At 46.3% G+C, this 17,026-nt stretch carries 23 protein-coding genes and 1 pseudogene; 2 read left to right on the forward strand and 22 right to left on the reverse strand.

From position 1 onward, the window contains the following. The 6 genes from Q0438_RS00085 to Q0438_RS00110 all read right to left on the reverse strand — a co-directional run. Positions 1-322 (reverse strand): hypothetical protein (locus Q0438_RS00085; protein ID WP_299185933.1); only part of this gene is annotated, 322 nt, incomplete at its 3' end. A gap of 136 nt (positions 323-458) precedes the next feature. Then, complete coding sequence (locus tag Q0438_RS00090; RefSeq protein ID WP_299185936.1) at positions 459-938, reverse strand: hypothetical protein; 480 nt, start codon at positions 936-938, stop codon at positions 459-461. 1 nt (position 939) lies between these two features. Further along, positions 940-1,287 carry an aspartate 1-decarboxylase gene (gene panD / locus Q0438_RS00095; protein ID WP_299185939.1) on the reverse strand — a complete coding sequence of 116 codons (348 nt, stop codon included), beginning with the start codon at positions 1,285-1,287 and terminating at the stop codon, positions 940-942. A 16-nt stretch (positions 1,288-1,303) separates the two neighbouring features. Next, a complete protein-coding gene (locus tag Q0438_RS00100) occupies positions 1,304-2,614 on the reverse strand; it encodes a UDP-N-acetylmuramoyl-L-alanyl-D-glutamate--2,6-diaminopimelate ligase (protein ID WP_299185941.1) in 1,311 nt (436 codons plus the stop codon). Next, positions 2,592-3,140 (reverse strand): histidine kinase, encoded by a 549-nt coding sequence (locus Q0438_RS00105; RefSeq protein ID WP_299185944.1) that lies wholly within the window; start codon positions 3,138-3,140, stop codon positions 2,592-2,594. Before Q0438_RS00105 ends, Q0438_RS00100 begins: the two co-directional genes overlap by 23 nt. Continuing rightward, a complete protein-coding gene (locus Q0438_RS00110; protein ID WP_298041641.1) occupies positions 3,130-3,396 on the reverse strand; it encodes a NifU family protein in 267 nt (88 codons plus the stop codon). Before Q0438_RS00110 ends, Q0438_RS00105 begins: the two co-directional genes overlap by 11 nt. Before the next feature lie 288 nt (positions 3,397-3,684). Here Q0438_RS00110 and Q0438_RS00115 point away from each other — a divergent pair, with 288 nt between their 5' ends. Next, on the forward strand, positions 3,685-3,810 hold the full coding sequence (locus Q0438_RS00115) for a hypothetical protein (protein ID WP_299185948.1): 126 nt from the start codon (positions 3,685-3,687) through the stop codon (positions 3,808-3,810). A 56-nt stretch (positions 3,811-3,866) separates the two neighbouring features. Here the strand turns inward: Q0438_RS00115 and Q0438_RS00120 are convergent, their stop codons facing one another. The 8 genes from Q0438_RS00120 to infA form a co-directional block, all read right to left on the reverse strand. Then, positions 3,867-4,427 (reverse strand): L,D-transpeptidase family protein, encoded by a 561-nt coding sequence (locus Q0438_RS00120; RefSeq protein ID WP_299185951.1) that lies wholly within the window; start codon positions 4,425-4,427, stop codon positions 3,867-3,869. Positions 4,428-4,457: 30 nt separating this feature from the next. Continuing rightward, positions 4,458-4,814 carry a 50S ribosomal protein L17 gene (gene rplQ / locus Q0438_RS00125; protein ID WP_005869862.1) on the reverse strand — a complete coding sequence of 119 codons (357 nt, stop codon included), beginning with the start codon at positions 4,812-4,814 and terminating at the stop codon, positions 4,458-4,460. Next, complete coding sequence (locus tag Q0438_RS00130) at positions 4,815-5,840, reverse strand: DNA-directed RNA polymerase subunit alpha (protein WP_177387178.1); 1,026 nt, start codon at positions 5,838-5,840, stop codon at positions 4,815-4,817. Positions 5,841-5,851: 11 nt separating this feature from the next. Beyond that, entirely contained in the window at positions 5,852-6,478 is a 627-nt protein-coding gene (rpsD, locus tag Q0438_RS00135; RefSeq protein ID WP_005869858.1) for a 30S ribosomal protein S4, read from the reverse strand. Between the two features lie 18 nt (positions 6,479-6,496). Continuing rightward, the gene (gene rpsK / locus Q0438_RS00140; protein WP_177387174.1) at positions 6,497-6,889 is read right to left on the reverse strand and encodes a 30S ribosomal protein S11; all 393 of its coding nucleotides are present in this window, start codon (positions 6,887-6,889) and stop codon (positions 6,497-6,499) included. Positions 6,890-6,899: 10 nt separating this feature from the next. Then, positions 6,900-7,268: a 30S ribosomal protein S13 gene (gene rpsM / locus Q0438_RS00145; protein ID WP_005869856.1), complete on the reverse strand. Its 369-nt coding sequence runs from the start codon at positions 7,266-7,268 to the stop codon at positions 6,900-6,902. Between the two features lie 3 nt (positions 7,269-7,271). Continuing rightward, positions 7,272-7,385 (reverse strand): 50S ribosomal protein L36, encoded by a 114-nt coding sequence (rpmJ, locus tag Q0438_RS00150; protein WP_005869855.1) that lies wholly within the window; start codon positions 7,383-7,385, stop codon positions 7,272-7,274. 172 nt (positions 7,386-7,557) lie between these two features. Continuing rightward, positions 7,558-7,776 carry a translation initiation factor IF-1 gene (infA, locus tag Q0438_RS00155; RefSeq protein ID WP_005869854.1) on the reverse strand — a complete coding sequence of 73 codons (219 nt, stop codon included), beginning with the start codon at positions 7,774-7,776 and terminating at the stop codon, positions 7,558-7,560. Between the two features lie 190 nt (positions 7,777-7,966). Between infA and Q0438_RS00160 the strand changes: the two genes are divergently transcribed. Further along, complete coding sequence (locus Q0438_RS00160; RefSeq protein WP_299185954.1) at positions 7,967-8,839, forward strand: neutral zinc metallopeptidase; 873 nt, start codon at positions 7,967-7,969, stop codon at positions 8,837-8,839. Between the two features lie 247 nt (positions 8,840-9,086). Here Q0438_RS00160 and Q0438_RS00165 read toward each other — a convergent pair whose 3' ends face one another. The 8 genes and pseudogenes from Q0438_RS00165 to Q0438_RS00200 form a co-directional block, all read right to left on the reverse strand. Further along, positions 9,087-11,423 (reverse strand): AAA family ATPase, encoded by a 2,337-nt coding sequence (locus tag Q0438_RS00165; protein WP_299185956.1) that lies wholly within the window; start codon positions 11,421-11,423, stop codon positions 9,087-9,089. Beyond that, the gene (locus Q0438_RS00170; RefSeq protein WP_299185959.1) at positions 11,416-11,955 is read right to left on the reverse strand and encodes a hypothetical protein; all 540 of its coding nucleotides are present in this window, start codon (positions 11,953-11,955) and stop codon (positions 11,416-11,418) included. Before Q0438_RS00170 ends, Q0438_RS00165 begins: the two co-directional genes overlap by 8 nt. Before the next feature lie 149 nt (positions 11,956-12,104). Continuing rightward, a complete protein-coding gene (locus tag Q0438_RS00175; protein ID WP_299185962.1) occupies positions 12,105-12,632 on the reverse strand; it encodes a hypothetical protein in 528 nt (175 codons plus the stop codon). A gap of 123 nt (positions 12,633-12,755) precedes the next feature. After that, positions 12,756-13,124: a hypothetical protein gene (locus Q0438_RS00180; protein WP_299185966.1), complete on the reverse strand. Its 369-nt coding sequence runs from the start codon at positions 13,122-13,124 to the stop codon at positions 12,756-12,758. A 338-nt stretch (positions 13,125-13,462) separates the two neighbouring features. After that, positions 13,463-14,353 (reverse strand): NTF2 fold immunity protein, encoded by an 891-nt coding sequence (locus Q0438_RS00185; protein WP_299185968.1) that lies wholly within the window; start codon positions 14,351-14,353, stop codon positions 13,463-13,465. A 122-nt stretch (positions 14,354-14,475) separates the two neighbouring features. Beyond that, the gene (locus Q0438_RS00190) at positions 14,476-15,456 is read right to left on the reverse strand and encodes a hypothetical protein (protein ID WP_299185970.1); all 981 of its coding nucleotides are present in this window, start codon (positions 15,454-15,456) and stop codon (positions 14,476-14,478) included. Positions 15,457-15,563: 107 nt separating this feature from the next. Beyond that, positions 15,564-16,424, reverse strand: a complete 861-nt coding sequence (hisI, locus tag Q0438_RS00195) for a phosphoribosyl-AMP cyclohydrolase (protein ID WP_299185973.1) — start codon at positions 16,422-16,424, stop codon at positions 15,564-15,566. Positions 16,425-16,721: 297 nt separating this feature from the next. Continuing rightward, positions 16,722-17,026 (reverse strand): annotated as a pseudogene (locus tag Q0438_RS00200) (prohibitin family protein); the annotation flags it as partial.

Raw genomic sequence — 17,026 nt, forward strand, 5'->3', positions numbered from 1 at the left:
GCATTATATCCGCAGCGGTTTTTGGCTCCTCCGCCGAACGAAACGTATCGCCGCCGCCCGCAGGCTCATCTTTGCAGAAGTGCGCAAGCTCGGGCGCTCGCTCTATCTCAAGCCACGCCTCGTTAAATCCCGCCCTCTCGCTCTCAAACGCCGTGCTTAGAATTTCAAGCATTAGCTCTGTGCTAAAGGGCTCGCCGCCGCGTGCCTCAAGTAGTTTCAAAAGCGCAAGTAGATATGCGTCCGGCTCCTTGTTCGCAGCCTGGCTTGTTTCAAATTTTTCCACCATTTCGCAGACGGCGTCGTAAAATTCTTCGTAGTTCAAATTTGCTCCTTTTTTTGCGGACCGGCAAGCGGCTATAATGGGCTGTTTGGGGTGAAATTTAGCGCAAATTGCGCCTCTTAGCGCACGGTACGACAGGCGCGCCTGCGTACAAGAGGGCAAAACTTCGCGCAAAGAGCTAGCGTTTGTAGCCGTAAATTTTTAAGCTTTGCTCGCCCGGCTCTATCTCAAATTTGCCCAGGCGCTCTAAATAGCGCGCTATGGCATCAAGGTCTTGGCTTTTGTACTCAGGCGGTAGCAGTGCGCCGAGGCTTGTGAAGTCGTAAAATTTTGCAAATTCTATGTATTCTATCTCGGCGTAGAGGGTGGGCTTTTCGCTCGTCGTGAGGCGCTGCGAGATGTAGTTTTCGCAGATGCCTTGCGCGTAGTATGCGGCGGGCAGGGCGAATCTGATCTCGTTTACGCAGGAGCCAAAGAATTCATAAATCTCGCAATGTCTTACGGGCGAGCCTTCGGCGCAGATAGCAGAAAAGAGCTTGCGCCATTTTGCGTCGCTCATAAAGCCGAAGCGAAACTCGGCCAGCTTTTTATCCAGCCGCGCTTTGTATTTTTCATAGTGCTGCGGTGAGGCGAAAAGCCCCTCAAGGCGCGGTGTCATGCTATTTTACGATCTCGTTTTGCGCGTTTACCTGCACGATTTTTGGCTCGAAATCTCTCGCTTTTTTAGCGCTCATCTGAGCGTAGGCTACGATGATGACGATGTCGCCGACGCAGACTTTGCGCGCGGCCGCGCCGTTTAGGCAGATCTCACCCTTTTTATCGCCGCGGATCACGTATGTAGCGAAGCGCTCGCCGTTATTGACGTTTAGGATCTCGACTTTTTGGTACTCGCAAAGCCCCGCAGCTTCGATGAGCTCGGGCCCGATCGTAATGGAACCCACGTAGTTGAGGTTGGCGTCCGTCACGCGCGCGCGGTGGATTTTGCTTGATAAAATTTCAATTTTCATCGGCCGTCCTTTAAATTTAATCTAAATTTGACCCGCCTCGCGCCGCGACGAGCTCGCTCACGACCTGCTTGTCGCTGAAGGGGTGCTTCACGCCCTTGATCTCCTGGTAGGTCTCGTCGCCCTTGCCCAAAATAGCGATCATCTCGCCGTTTTTGGCAAGATCTAGCGCGCGCGCGATAGCCTCTTTGCGATCCGCGATCTTTAAAATTTTATCTTTTCGGCGCATACCGGCGCAAATCTGCTCGATGATCTCGTCCGGATCCTCGCTGCGCGGATTATCGCTCGTGACGATGCAAATTTTGGCAAAGTGCTCGGCGATGGCGCCCATTTTCGGACGCTTGCCGTGGTCGCGATCGCCTCCCGCGCCAAAAACCGCGATGATCTCGCCGCTTGTGCGCAGCGCGTTTAGCACCTTTTCGATACCGTCTGGGGTATGGGCGAAATCGACGATCACAAGCGGGTTTTTATTTACAATCTGCACGCGACCCTCGACGCCGCCGAAGTTTGCCAGGGCTTTTGCGATCTCCTCATTCGGCAGCTTGGTTAGAATTTTAACCGCCGCAAACGCCGCGGTAAGGTTGTAGAGATTAAACTCGCCGATCAGATCGCTTTGCAGCTGCGCATTATCGCCGTTTGGGGTGCGTACGAGCGCGTCGATGCCGCCCTTTAGCCCGTATCCGCTCACGCCGAAGCTCGCGGGGTTTTTGATACCGTAGGTAAGGGCGTTTGCGGGGTTAAATTTAATGTGCCCGTCATCGGCGTTTATGAGCTTTGGCGCGTCGTCTGCGAAAAACGAGCTCTTGACTGCCGCGTATTCTTGCATACTGCCGTGATAATCAAGATGATCTTGGCTAAGATTAGTAAAAATTTTAAGCGCAAAATTTAGCCCCTGGATGCGGTTCTGCGCTATTGCATGCGAGCTAACCTCCATAACGAAATACTCGCAGCCTTGCTTGCCGGCTTCATAAAGATAGCTCATCGTCTTAAAAACCGAGCTCGTCGTAAGCCCCTTTTCGTCGATCCTGCTCTCGTTTATGAAAGCGCCGCGCGTGCCGCTTAAGCCGCAGCTAAAGCCCAGATCTAGCAGCGTCGAATAAATTGCCGCCGCGGTAGTGGTCTTGCCGTTGGTGCCCGTAATGCCTACGATTTTGATGCGCGGATCGATATTCAAAAGCTCCTTTGCCCGCGCGATAGAGATGATCTGCGCGCCTTTTTGTACCGCTTCGGGTTCAAATTTGGCATTCGCGTCCGTGCGCATAAAAAAGCAGCCCGCCTCGCACTCGGCGGAGTTGTCGGTTATAAAGCTATTTTCGAGTCGTATTTTCATGATTTTTGATTTTTTGCATCAGCGCTTCGAAGCGTTCATCGCCTGCGTATGCGGCAGCCGAGTTTTCGACGTAATTAAGCCCCATCTCGTAGTAGCCGTTTTCTATCAAATTTTCTAAAAATTCTATCATCTCGCTTTTGTCTGAAATGGCGATTTTGGATGAAAAAATGATCGATTCGAAGGCGTCTTTAAAACCCTTTTGACCTACCGCGCGCATAAAATCGGCATAGGCGATAACGGCGATCTCGTCCTCGGCGCCGGGTTCGGAGGCCGCTTCGTTCGCGATCTTTTCGTTGATGGAGTTTAAAATTTTAAAAAGCTCCGCGGTTTGAGTTTTGGGGCTGAGGTTGTAAAAATCAAAGAGCATAAGCGCTTCTTCTCGGTCTGCCAGCGCAGTCTGACAAAGCTCGAGTAAAAATAGAATTTCCTCCTCGCCGCTTTTTTCGTAGGCGAGCGAAAAATACAGCTTCGCAAGCTCAAATTCTCCGCGCGAAAAGGCTTTTAGCCCCAGGTTTTTATAATTCAAACTCTTCGCCTTCGGGGACGTTTACGACGCTAAGCTCTGGATGAATATCCATGCGGAGCTGGCGCTCGACGCCGTATTTTAGGGTCTGCGCACTTGCGGCGCAGCCGTGGCAATGCCCGGTAAGGCGGACATAGACGACGCCATTTTTTATGCCCAAAAGCTGCATGTCGCCGCCGTCGTTTTGAAGCATCGGACGGATTAGCTCCAAGCTGCCTTGTACCGGAGCTAGAAGCTCTTCATCGCTAAATGGTATCATTAAAATTCCTTGTTTTGGTTTTGGCGAATTATATCCAAAAGCGATAAAAAAAGGCTTATCGGGGATGAAATTTAATCTTAAATTTTGCGCGAGGGCGCGGATTTTGTGCCATAGATCGCAAAGAATTTTATACGGCGCGGAGGAATAGAACTATGATTTTAAAATTTTATCGATTCGGTAAGGATGAAGCCCGCGAATTATCGGGCTTGTACATATTTAAATTTAGGCTATTTGCGCTATAAATTTGGGATGAAATTTTGCTTGAGCGGGAGAGAATTTAAGGCGATTTTGTCTAAATTTATTGAGATAAACGCCGATACGATTAAATTTTATAAAAACAACCCTGCTTTTAATCGTAAATTTCGCAACTACAAAAGCCTGGACGACGATATTATTTTAAAGCTCGTAGATTAAATTTACGCTATGCTTTATCGATCGCGGCTGTGAAATTTTAGCGCGGGCGCGTGCAATCACGGCAAAATTTCTATCGGCGTGCCAATTTTTACGTGCTCGAAAAGCTCGTCCATATCGTCATTGACGAGCGCTATGCAGCCCTCCGTCCAGTCGCCGAACGCCGCGATACTCTGCCCTAGGTAGCTAAATTTGTTCGGTAGCCCGTGGATTTTGATATCGCCGCCTGCGCTCTTGCCGAGGGATTTTGCGTGCGCTATGTCGGCTTTGTTCGGATAGGAGATGCCTAAATTTAGATGATACGCCGAGTTTGGATTTTTGCCGTTTATGGTGTAGTTGCCCTCCGGGGTTTTGCCATCGCCTTGAACCTTTTTATGTCCTTCGGGCTCGCGTCCGAGGGCGATTTTATAGCTTTTCGCGACGCCTTTTGAGGTCAAAATTTCAAGAATTCGTTTAGATTTATAGACGCGAATTTTAGAGATTTGCTCGCCGCCCAATGCCTGCTTTAGCGGAATTTCGGAGTTGATCGTTTCGATATTTTTGTAGCTAAGATAATTGTCCAATGCCCACGCTAGGCCCGCAGCGACGATAACAAGCGGAAGTAAAATTTTAAATTTCATAGAAGAAATTTCGGGAGTGATCCCGAAATTTTATTTGCTGATTAGCTCGATATAAGCCATCTCTGCGGCGTCGCCCTTGCGAAGGCGGGTTTTGATGATGCGAGTGTAGCCGCCGTTTACGCCTGCATATTTTGGAGCGATCTCGGTGACTAGCTTATTTGTCGCAGCCTTATCCTGAAGCGCCGCGAAAACAAATCTATGCGCCTCGCTGTCGCCCTTACGCGCACGAGTGATCAGCTTCTCGGCGTAGCTTCTTAGCTCTTTTGCCTTAGGAAGCGTGGTTTCGATCTTGCCGCTAGTAACTAAAGCGATGGTTAAATTTTTAAGCAGGGCGGCACGGTGAGACGAAGTACGCCCTAGCTTCCTATATCCGTGATTATGTCTCATTTATTGTCCTTCATTCTTTTGTCTTTGAGCCTTCAGCTCATCAAGCTTGCGTTTTAGCTGCTCTTTTTTATCGCCGAGCTCTTGGTTGCCGATAGGATAACCGATCTCCTCCATAACTGCCTTGATCTCTTCAAGCGATTTTTTGCCTAAATTTTTAAGGTCTTTAAGCTCGCTCTCTTCCATAATCGCTAGCTCGCCGATAAATCTAATATCCGCGCGATCCAGGCAGTTAAAGCTTCGCGCGCTTAAGCTTAGATTGCTAACGCTCTCAAAAAGCTTTGCAAACTCGGAATTTGCAGGGATTGCCCTACCGAAAGTATCCGCAGCGCTGATATTTACGATGCCTTTGAAAACCGCCAGCTGCTGATACATCGCCTCAAGCGCGTTTTTAAACGCATCTATCGCACTGATCTGACCGTCGGTAGTAATCGTAAAGACCACCTTTTCATAGTCTGGATTATCCTCTACGAATACGTTTTCGATATCGTAAACAGCTTTGGTTACCGGGGTAAAAAACGCATCCAGCGCGATAAAATCAGCATCTAAATTTTCTCTGATCTCCTCGCTTGGGACGTAGCCGATACCTTTTTCGATGATGAGCGTAAATTTAAGATCGGCATCCTCGTTTATCGTAGCCAGATAAGCGCTTGGATTTACGATCTCTACGGCGTCGTTATTTAGGTCGCTGCCGTAAATTTCTTTAGGTCCTTTAAAGCTGTATTCTACGACCTCGCGTAGGGAATCGCCCTTGATTTTAAACCTTAAGCCCTTTAAATTTATGATAAAAGCCGCCATATCCTCGAGCATGCCGCGCATGCTGTCGAATTCGTGGCTTACGCCTTCGATTTTAACCGCAGTCGGCGCGAAACCGACCGTGCTCGTATAAAGTAGCCTTCGTAAAGGATGAGCTAGAGTGACGGCATATCCCGTTTCAAAGGGATATGCTATGATTTTAGCAACATTTTCGCTGACATTCTCAACCTTTATTTCAGTTGGCATATGAGCTGATGTTGTGATTTTTCTCATATTAGCACCTACTATTTCGAGTAAAGCTCTACGATAAATCTTTCCTCTACAGGAATAACAACTTCTTCTCTCTCCGGAACTCTAGAAAAAATTCCGTATCTTTTCTCTTTTTCTACATCGACCCACGCTACGATGCCGGTCTGTGCCGTAAGATCCAGCGCTCTTGAAATTTGCGGGTTATTTTTGCTTTTTTCGATCACTTCGATCTTTTGTCCTGCGCGGACGCTGTATGAAGGGATATCGACGCGCTTGCCGTCTACTAAAATGTGTCCGTGCGTAACTAGCTGGCGCGCAAAGCGTCTAGTCGTAGCAAAGCCCATGCGGTAAACGACGTTATCTAGCCTCTGCTCTAAAAGCTGAACCAAGATCGCTCCGGTGTTGCCCTCTCTGCGAGCCGCTTCGGCAAATAGTCTGCGGAACTGCTTCTCGCTTACGCCGTACATAAATTTAGCCTTTTGTTTCTCACGAAGCTGTGAGCCGTATTCGCTTAGTTTAGCGCGTCTTTGTCCATGCTGACCCGGAGCGTAAGGGCGTTTTAAAAGCGCGCTCTTGCCCGCAAGCCTTCTCTCGCCTTTCATAAATAGATCGACGCCGAGCCTTCTTTCTAATTTTTCAACCGGTCCTGTATATCTAGCCATAAATTTCTCCTTTTATAATTACACGCGACGTCGTTTAGGCGGTCTGCAACCGTTGTGCGCAAGAGGAGTGATATCTTTGAAATATGTAACTTTGATCCCTTCTACGCTGCCTACGCTTTTAACGGCGGTCTCGCGTCCGCTTCCCGGACCCTGAACCTTGACGCCTACCTCTTTGATGCCGTGCTCTTTGGCTTTGTTTAGCGCGTCCTCGACGGCTTGCTGCGCCGCATAAGGGGTGGACTTTTTGCTCCCTTTAAAATTTAAAGCGCCCGCACTGCTCCACGCGATCGCATTACCCATCTCATCCGTTACGGTTATCATAGTGTTGTTAAACGTAGCGGAGATGTAAACTATGCCTTTGGCGATATTTTTTCTGACGGTTTTTTTCTTAACTACTTTTTTTTGTGCCATATCTCAATCCTTATTTGGCTGCCGCGCCGACGGTTTTGCGTTTGCCTTTTCTGGTTCTGGCGTTCGTTTTTGTTTTTTGACCGCGAACCGGAAGGCCCTTTCTGTGTCTTAAGCCGCGATAGCCGCCCAAGTCCATAAGCGCTTTTATATCCATAGCCACTTGTTTGCGAAGATCGCCTTCGACCATATAGTGCTCTTGGATCTCTTTTCTGATAGCGGCGGCTTCATCTTCGCTCAGATCGGCGACTCTTTTATCGTAAGAAATTCCTGCCGCATCGAGAATTTTTCTCGACGTAAATAAACCTATACCGTAGATATAAGTTAGTCCGTATTCAATCCTTTTTTTCTTTGGTAGATCTACACCTGCGATACGAGCCATAACTTATCCTTGTCTTTGTTTATGTTTTGGATTTTCACAAATAACGTGAACAACACCTTTGCGCTTGACAATTTTACATTTGTCGCACATTTTCTTAACGGATGGACGAACTTTCATTCCACTCTCCTAAAATTTTCTCCACTTTAAATGCAAACTGCACCTAGGTTTAATGAAATTTCAAAGGCGAAAGTATCAAACCAACTGTTTTCAAAATAGTGGGGATTTTGAAAACACTTCTTCCTACAGTTTAGTCGCAAAATCGCGAGTATATCTAAATTTAACTTTATCCTTACTTATAGCGGTAGGTGATCCTGCCTTTATCGAGGCTGTAAGGGGTCAACTCGACTTTTACGCGATCGCCCGGCATTATCTTGATGTAGTGCATCCGCATCTTGCCAGCGATATGACATAAAATCACGTGTTTGTTATCGAGCTCGACCTTAAAAGTCGCGTTCGGCAGCGCTTCTATGACGTTGCCGTCGATCTCTATGACGTCGTCTTTTGCCACAAATTCTCCTTTCTTTTAAATTTAAAAAGGGCGATTATATAGAATTTAAAATTTTAAACAGCTTAAAAGAAATTTAAAATAAGCAAAATTTCAGATTTATTTTGCTACGCGCGCGCAGTATTTTACAAAAGCAAGGCGGCGCTCTTTTTAAAATTTTAGTATAATGGCTCAAAAATTTTAAAGGAAAAACATGAAATGGCAAGACGGCAGACGAAGCTCAAACGTAGAGGATGACCGCGCAAGCAGCATGCGCACGAGCTCGGGCTCGCTTGGGATGCTGATTCCGATCATCAGATTTTTGCTCGGCTCAAAGATCGGGCGCATAGTCCTTGTAATCGGCGTGGTGGCGTATTTTATGGGCTACAATCCTTTGGCGCTTTTAGACGGAGGCGCTAGCACGCAGAGAGAGCCGACCGATAGCCCGCAGGAGCAAGAAAAGCTCGCCTTCGTCTCGGCGGTGCTAGCTCAAACCGAGGATGTTTGGGGCGAGATATTTAAAAGTGCGGGCACGCGCTACGAGGAGCCGGGGCTTCGGCTTTTTCGCGATCAGATCGCAAGCGGCTGCGGCTTTGCGAGCGCGCAGACAGGACCTTTTTATTGCCCGAGAGACCGCAAAATTTATCTGGATCTTAGCTTTTTTGACGAGCTTGCGAACAAATACAAAGCGGGCGGCGACTTCGCGCAGGCCTATGTCATCGCGCACGAAGTAGGGCATCATGTTCAAAATTTAGTCGGCACGCTGGAGCAGGTTAACGCTCTTAAAAAGCGCGCTCGCAGCGAAGCCGAGCAAAACGCGCTTCAGGTCAAAGTCGAGCTACAGGCGGACTGCTACGCGGGGGTCTGGGCGCATTATCTCGCAAAAGCTGGGCGCGTGCTGGAGGCGGGCGACATCGACGAGGCGCTAAATGCCGCCAGCGCGATCGGCGATGATACGTTGCAGCGTAAATTTAGCGGTCGCGTCGTGCCGGATTCTTTCACGCACGGCACCTCGGCACAGCGCAAAGAGTGGTTTAAAAAAGGCTTGGCAGGCGGAAACCTAAAAGCCTGCTCGTTTGAGCCGTAAGGCGCGATATGCAAATTTAACGTGGGGCGAGACGAGACGCTATATGACATACACTTGTGTAGTACAATATGAAATTTTATTCGCTACACATGTGAGTTCTACGATATCGCGAGTTTTGACGTGAGATCGCCTACGGCGATAGCAGAGGTGACAAGGAGATGCTGGAGTTTGCCGACGAGGCGCATTATAGGGTGTTTGAGTGAAATTTAAAAAGCCAAGACACAACCGAGCCTTGGCTTTTGTGCGGTTAAAATGTCAATAAATAATCAAATAGTTTAAAGAAATTCTCTTTGGTCTCTTTGCCTATCTCGATTTCGCCTTGCTCGACTTCGTTTTTAAATTTGCTTGATATCGCGCTTGATTTTTTATCCATTTCAAATTGTGTTCTCAAATCGGTGCTAAAAAAATCCTCTATTTCTTTAAAATTAGGATATTTTTCCTTAAATTGTTCATTGTTCAGTATTGCTATAAATTTATCGTCGTTTAGCTTTGTCATAGCTTCTCCCGCCTTGTCGCCATCTACTAAAAGTAGCACCCTGCCGTCTTTTGCTGCTCTGGCTAGCGTTTTTAGCTCATTTGCTATGTTTTTTTGGTCTTTTGCAACTACCATATTTATTTTGCTTTGCCGTTGTTCTATTGTGCTCATTTTTCCAAGTCCATTTATAGGCAGAAACAGTAACCTTTCTTTGCCGCCGTGTTCTTTTTCGTATAAAAAATTCATAGCTGTTAAGTAATTGTAATCAGTTATCCCCTCGACGAAAATAAGCTTATCATTATATCCTACCAGGCTAAGATACTCTACGCCGAGACTTCTTTTTATTTCGGATAGAGTGTCGGCTTCGTGATCGGGTATGATAGAAAAGTCATTTATGATCGTAGAGCCTTTGTTGCTGGATTTTACTATCCTTATCTCGTCAAGATGGCGAATATCTAAAATATGATTTGAGTGAGTAGAAACGATAAAGGTTATACTGCGTTTTTGCCCAAATTCTTTTAAAAATTTACGAATATCCTTTTGAGCCGGTATGCTTAGGTGATTTTCCACCTCATCTATCAGGACTATATCGCCATATCCTACTTTGTCTTGGTATAAAAAGTTAAAAAATAGATTAAAGAATTTTTTAAATCCGACGCTTTGCTCGCTTAGGCTAATGGTTTCATTGTTTTTTTCAATACAAAAAGAGATGCTTTGGGTTTCCAGTTTTATCTCAAAGCCATAAACACCATTATCTGATTTGGCGTAATAAAGTTCATTGAAGCGCCTGTTTATAGTATTTTTTAAGATTTTATTTATCTCCTTTTCTGCTGTATTGTAAAAACTAGCGTCTTTGTCTTTTGATCTTTCGTAAGCTTTTTGTAGTTTTGATATATCAAATTTTATAGCTTTAAACAATGCGATAAAAAATTCATTTTCTAATAACTGATCGGGTGTTGTTTTTAGATTTTCGTTTTTTATTTCATGCTCTTTGTAAAATACAATGTTTGGCACTGCCGGATAATACCACGGCAGTTCAGTAATCAATGCTTTTATGTTTATAAATTTTGGAAGTTCTGGCTTTTGATTGTTGTAGCAATAAGCTTGTTTATTGTGTTCCCATAATTCAGTCAAAATTTCTCGTAGCCTATCATAATATCTTTCAAATTTATCGTATTCCCGGCGAAAGATCGCACTACTTATATCCTTTGAAAGTTCGTCAAAAATTTTTTTATCGTTTTGTCTATATCTATTATTTTCTTTATAGTTTTCAATATACCAATCCGTAAGTTTTTTAAATTCATTTTTTATCTTAGTTAGGGTTTCAAACCATGGATAACTAGAACTCCATATTGCTATATTTTCGCTGTTTAGCCAAATTTTAAACTCATATTTTTGCAAATTTTCAATATTCTTATCATCAGAGTCTTTAAATTTATCATTCAGATATTTTTTTAGTTCTCTCGCATCGTCTAAATCTATGCCTTCTGTATCTTGTTTATCGGATATAAATTTCAATTTACAAGATAGCTTTATTGCTTTATCGTGGTTTTTTACTTTATCAAAATCTTTATCAATAACTCCAAAGCACTCAAGCATTTCACCGCCTCTTTTTGTACTGCAAAGATAGACCTCTTTATGCTCAGGTAGTATTATTCTTATTTCTTCTTTTTGTTCTTTTTCATCGTAATCATGTAGTGCACAAAGATCACTTGTGTTAAATTTATCATTTAAATTTTGTATATATTGTTGAGTTGTTAAATTTTGTTTTTTACTGATTGTTTCTAGTAATTTTTGAGTAAATGTTACGCCAAAAATTTTATCTTGAAATAAATTTTCGTCTATTTCGGAGTCTAAACCTGGTTCGTTTAAAATATCCTCAGTTAACGTAACCCTTGTTTCTTTGTATTCATCGAAATCAAAGAAATTAGGCCTATCGCCTTTATTTAAATCTACATCTTGCAAAGTACCTATGGCGCTTAAAACATTGCTCTTTCCAACATTGTTTTCGCCTAAAAGTACTATTAGCCCGCCGTCTTGCGGTATTTTTAGCTCCGCAGGCGCATCTATGCCTATATTTCTGTAGTTTGAGATACTGATTTTACGCATTTTTGTCTCCTTTGATATTTAGCTTAAATCCGAGCGCATTATAAAATTGCTTTAATGCTTCCAGTTTTTTATCGTCATCGTCGCTTAATTCTTTTTTTCTAGACCTATTATTTGATGTTATTATTTTTTCGCATTCGAGCAAATAACTTAAAATGGGGTCAAAAATATCGACCTGAGTTAGCTTTTCTATAAAATTTACCTTCACTTCGTTATCCTTTTTTAGTAAATTTGTGATTTGTTGTTTTTTATCTTCGTTGCTTCGATTTTCTGGCATCGATATATTGTTTAAGATAAACGATATGGCATCCATTTTATTAATGTCATTTTGGCATACATAGTCAAAAAATCTCAAAATTTTAGAATCAAATTTATCTCTTTGTCCGATTTCGTATAGCTCTATAAATTTATAAGCCGTAGGGCGGGAAATTTTTAAAAGCTCTGCAAAATCCACTAGCCGCAAATCTATCTCTTTTAATCGCTCTCGTAGCAGCTGTCTTTTTACCATTGTCCCTTCTTTAATTTTTAAAATCATAGCTTATTTTATATAGAATGTCAATATATATTTTACATATTATGTAAAATATATATTATTAAAAGTTTAAAGAATTTAATAATATGATTAAATCAAGATAAGGTTAAAGCAGTTATACTAAGCTTAAAATTATCCAAGTAAATTCTACGTTATACAAAGCAAGAAAACGGATATTTTGCGGCGTTTTTGTCCGTGAGTGCGGCAAGAAAAAGAGCGATAAATTCCCCAAAGCTTTGCGCGATGACCAGGGCATCCTCATAGATCGGTTCTGCGCCGAATACGATCTTGCCCGCGTCCGCGCCCTGCGTGAGGATGCCCGCGAAGCAGCGCTCGCCCCTGACCGAAAATAAAAACGGCAAGCATCCGCTCCAAAACGCGCTCACGGCGGCTCTTTCCGCATCGTTAGCCGCGCACTCCAGGCTGTCTTTTTCAAAATCTTCGTAGCGAAATTCCGCCTCGTCCGAGCTCGGCGATGCATAATCCCTAGCAGACACGAACCAAACGGCGTCCGCAGCGTCATGCAAAGTCTCAAAAGAGCAAACGAAGCGGTAAAAATCTTCGCTTAAATTTTTAAATCTACCGCCCAAAAATTCGCTTTGCGGCGGGCAAATTTCATCCCTGCGCCGTATCTGCCAGCCGTTTTGCGCCAGCGCGTCTATAAGTTCGTCAAAAATCATCTCGCCTCCCGTAATTTGGCGCCGATTATAGCATTTTATTCGGCGCAGCGGCTAAATTTATAAAATTTTGCTTGCTTGTTGCGCATAAAAAGAGAAATTTTGCGCAAAATTTTATAAATTCTGCTAAAAATAAAATGACATTTCCAAATCACCGCTAAATTTGGGCTCAGCAAAAGGCGTAAGCCGCAGATGAAAAACGGGCGTATCGCCGAGGGGAGCGGGCGCGCCGCTAAAATTTGCGCCTCGGTATTCGCCTAAAATTTCCAAGCTGTACCGACCGCGCTTTACGCGAAAACTCAGGCTGTTTTGCTCGCTAATGCGGCTCATATCTTTAAAATAGCCGATGCCTGCGATCTTTAGCGTGCCCGAGGAGTGAAAAACCCAGCCGCGAGAGATGATTTTCGCTTCGTCTTGTGCGAATATCTCCTCATCCGCCTCGCTCGCGGTAACCGCAAAATCGTAATAATCGCTGCGGACGCCCGATATCGGCACTGCGATACCCTCTCTTGTGACCGCGCCCCCGTGCTCGGTCTGCGTAAAATAAGCAAGAACATCGCCGCCTACAAGCCCGTGCTCATCCAGATAGCGCGCGAGTAGCGCGAGGACCCTTTATCACGAAGCCGCCTAATTCGGAGAAAATTCGCCTTTTCATTTGCGCCTTTCTTTAATCGCCGTACGCATCGTACGCAGAAATTTTACCGTCCATTTGCCCTCTTTGTCTTTGCTTTCGCGGTGCCGATGAAATTTTATCGCCGTACTCTCGGCAGGCTAAATTTTATCTCTGCGATCGCGCCGCGGATGAAATTTAAACCCCCATTTCGCGCTCAAATTTACAGCCCGCAGTTTTTGCCGTCCATGCCTTGGCACTTATCTACGAGCCAGCGCCCATCCTTGCGCACGAGCAGGAAGCGGCGCGCAAAGCCGTGTTCGTCCTTGGCGTAGATGTAAATTTTATTTTTGCTCTTGCATTCGGCATCCGTTAGCTCATATCCGCCGTAGGTGCCATCCTCCATCATTGAAAACGAAATACCCTCGGGGCGGAAGCCGCTGCGCCTAACGGGCGTGCAGTAGCGCGCAAATAGCTCGTCGCATCTACGCTGCACCTCACCGTCATCCGCGTCATCAATTCGCGATGTGGCAAATTTCTCCCACTCGCTCATCGCCGCGAAAAATTCTAAAAGCGCACTCCGCGCCGCCGCTAGGTCATCTGGATCAAGCTTCTTTTTGCTCTTCGCGGCGTCTCTTTGCGCCTGCTCAAACTCCGCAATCTGCTCCTTGCTAAACTGCCCGCCGCCAAGATAAAACTGGATTTTCGTATCTGCCGCGGCTAGCAGCCCCGCAAAGCTCACGCGCGAATTGACCAGGCGCAGCGATTTTAGCTTTGGGATTTGCACGATCGCTTTTAGCCCCTCGTCCGTGATGCTAACGTTTTCGATACCGATGTGTTCGAGCTTGTCGTGTGCCGCAAAGTATCTAAAGCCCTCGCCGCTTATCTTATCGCTATCTTGCAAAAACAGATACGCAAGCTTCGGCAGCGCGGCTAGATGCTGTAGTGCCGCGTCCGTGATAGCCGTGGCTATAAAGCCCATATTTACGAGGCTTTTTACCTCGCAGATGCGGCGCACCATCTCGTCGGTGAGTGCTACGTTTTCGTAGTGATGGCCTTTGCAGTAGCGCTCACTAACCGCGTCCAAAGCCTCCTGCATCGTGATCTGCTTCATCGGCTATCCTTTAAATTTGATTTTAAAATTTTAGTGAAATTTTATGATTTACGCAAGGCGCTTAAATTTACGCGCGGATTTGCACGCCGCCGATGTGTTTTAAGGCGCCGCGCCGCCGCACGCTAAATTTCAGCCGCCGTCCACTCGCATAAAATTTTATTAAAATCCTCTATCATCGCGGCGAAATCATACTCAAGCTTGCTATGCTTTTGCGCGATCTGCTTTAGCGCCGTCAAAAAATACTCGCCCATCTTTCGCTTCTGCTCCATGGGCGCTAGCTCGCTAAACTCGCGCTCGAAATGTATCAGCGCGCCCGTTTTGCCCGTGTCTTTTCTAAACGGCGAATACTCAAAACGGTTCCGCAGATAGTAACCGCCCGCACGCCTCTGCTCCTCGCTCATCATTTCGTGTATCAGCTCCCAGGCGCGCTGCGAGCTTAGGCGCGGCTTATCGGGCGCGATGATGTAGTTGGTTCGGCAGTGCTCGTCATCAAAACTAAACGCGCAGCATAGCTTTATGTAGTTGATCGCGCAGCCGTAAATTTTAGGGCGCATTTTAGCGTTAAGCGCCGGTTGTAGATCCTCAAATAGGCTTTCTATCGCGGCGCGCGAGTTTTCGTAGCAGTTGCTGATAGCGCGCGTGATGCGGACCGGATTTTTGGCTATCCAGTTGCGCTGACTGTTTAGCTTGAGGTCACAAATGTCCTCTTTTACGGGGCGTGCGAGCGTTTTGCCCGCTGCGTCCGGGCTGGGGTGAAATATCGTATCACCGTCTTGCATCGTAAGCCCCGTTTTGCGTTTCGACCACGTAGCTTCTACAAAGCGCGGCTCGCCGTGCGCATTTAAAAAATAGGTCGCGGGCTGCCCGTTGTAAAATTTCCCGCGCAGCGCCTCCAAGCTCTCGCGCTCGCCCCAGCCTATGATCGCTAGGCATTCGCAAATTTTAACGGCCCTGTTCCACTCGCTAGCGTTTTTATAAAAGGCGTAGCGGTCAAATTCGCCCAGCAGCCGCTCGCGAATTAAAATTTGATCCTGGGCGCGCAGAAAAATTTCTAGTTCGGCGAGGTTTTCTATTTCGTAAATTCGCTCTAAAATTTCGTTCATTATTGACCCTTAAATTTGCGTTTACAGCGTAAAATCGCCTTTGAGTTTTACGGCTCGCTTCAGGCGCGCTTTGCTCTAAATAAACTCGCGGTCGCCGCAAGGCAGAATTAGCTTTTTTCTCGGCTGCGCTTTTCTTCGATGCCGCTTTGTCCTTGCCTGCGCACTAGCTCGTCAAGCAGGGCGTCCGGGTGGATATTGTGCGCTGCAAGTGCGAGCAGAAGGTGAAATAAAAGATCCGCCCCCTCGTAAACCACGTCATACCGCGGCTCGCCCGCTCTGTGCTCTCCAAAGCTCTCGCGCGCGACGTCTGCGTAAAGCTTGCTGCGCGAGAGGTCCTTGCACGCCAGCGCGAACTCGCACGCCTCCTCGGCGATCTTTTTGAGATAGGCGTTTTCGCCCTTCGCGTAGAGCGAGGCGACGTAGGAGAGCGCGGGCTCGCCGTTTAGCTTGCGATCCAAGCAAACGTGGTAAATTTCATCCAAAATGCCGTACGGGCTTTTTTCTGCGGAGTTTTTGAGCGTAGAATTTTGCGAGACGGCGTCTAAATTTTGCTCGCTGCGTTCTGCGGAGGAATTTATCGCCGTGAAATTTTGCATTGCGGAATTTTTTGCATCGCAAGCGCTCGGGCTCTGGATATTTTCGCTGCATTTTTGCAGCGAAATCTCTTTGAAAAAACAGCTTCGCGCGCCGGTGTGGCAGGCGGATCCGCCGCATTGCTCCACTTTAAGTAGCAATGTATCGTTGTCGCAGTCTAAAAACGCCTCTCGCACGAGCTGAACGTGCCCGCTCTCCTCGCCCTTTTTCCAGATGCGCCCCTTGCTGCGCGAGAAGTAGTGCGCATAGCCGGTGCTCAGCGTTAAATTTAACGCCTCTTCGTTCATATACGCGAGCATTAAAACCGCGCCGTCACCCGCGTCCTGCACGATCGCGGGGAGTAATCCGTACAGTTTTTGCCAATCTACCTTCATCTTTGATCCTTAGTTTGCGAAGTCGCGCACGCTTTAAATTTTGCCGCCGCACGCGGAATTTGAGTTATTGAAATTTACGAAGCGCTGAGCTCTCATAAATTTAAAGAGCAAGCCTGGCGGCTAAATTTTAATCGGTCGCCAGGTTTAAGCCGCTACGGGCGCGAGCTCTGTTTATCACAAGCTTTCACGCTTGCCGCTAAGCTTAACTCGCAAAATCGCAAGTTAAGCTTATGCGCCCAAAGCAACCTGCTATTAAATTTAGTTCGCGAAATCGGGGCGTATAGCCTGCCTGAAACTTTAATGTTCCCGCTCGATGGCGCTTTGCTTTGCCTTGTCTTTCGTATCGACCCAGATATTAGGCACCGCGCCGCCCGGCGTTAGGAAAATTTTCGCGTCGCCGTTTTCGCGCAACGCCTCGTTAAATTTAGCCTGCGTCTCGATCTGTTTGAGGCTTAAAAGATTTGCGTCCAAGCTCTTTGCGATCTCTTTGTTAGCGTAGGCTTGCGCGTCAGCCTCGATCTTAGCGGCGTCGGCACGACCTTGAGCTTCGATTTTGACGGCGTCTGCGTTACCTTTGGCAAGAGCAGCTTTTTTAAGCGCCT

Origin of the sequence: uncultured Campylobacter sp. (assembly GCF_938030785.1) — a bacterium.
Classification (GTDB): Bacteria; Campylobacterota; Campylobacteria; order Campylobacterales; family Campylobacteraceae; genus Campylobacter_B.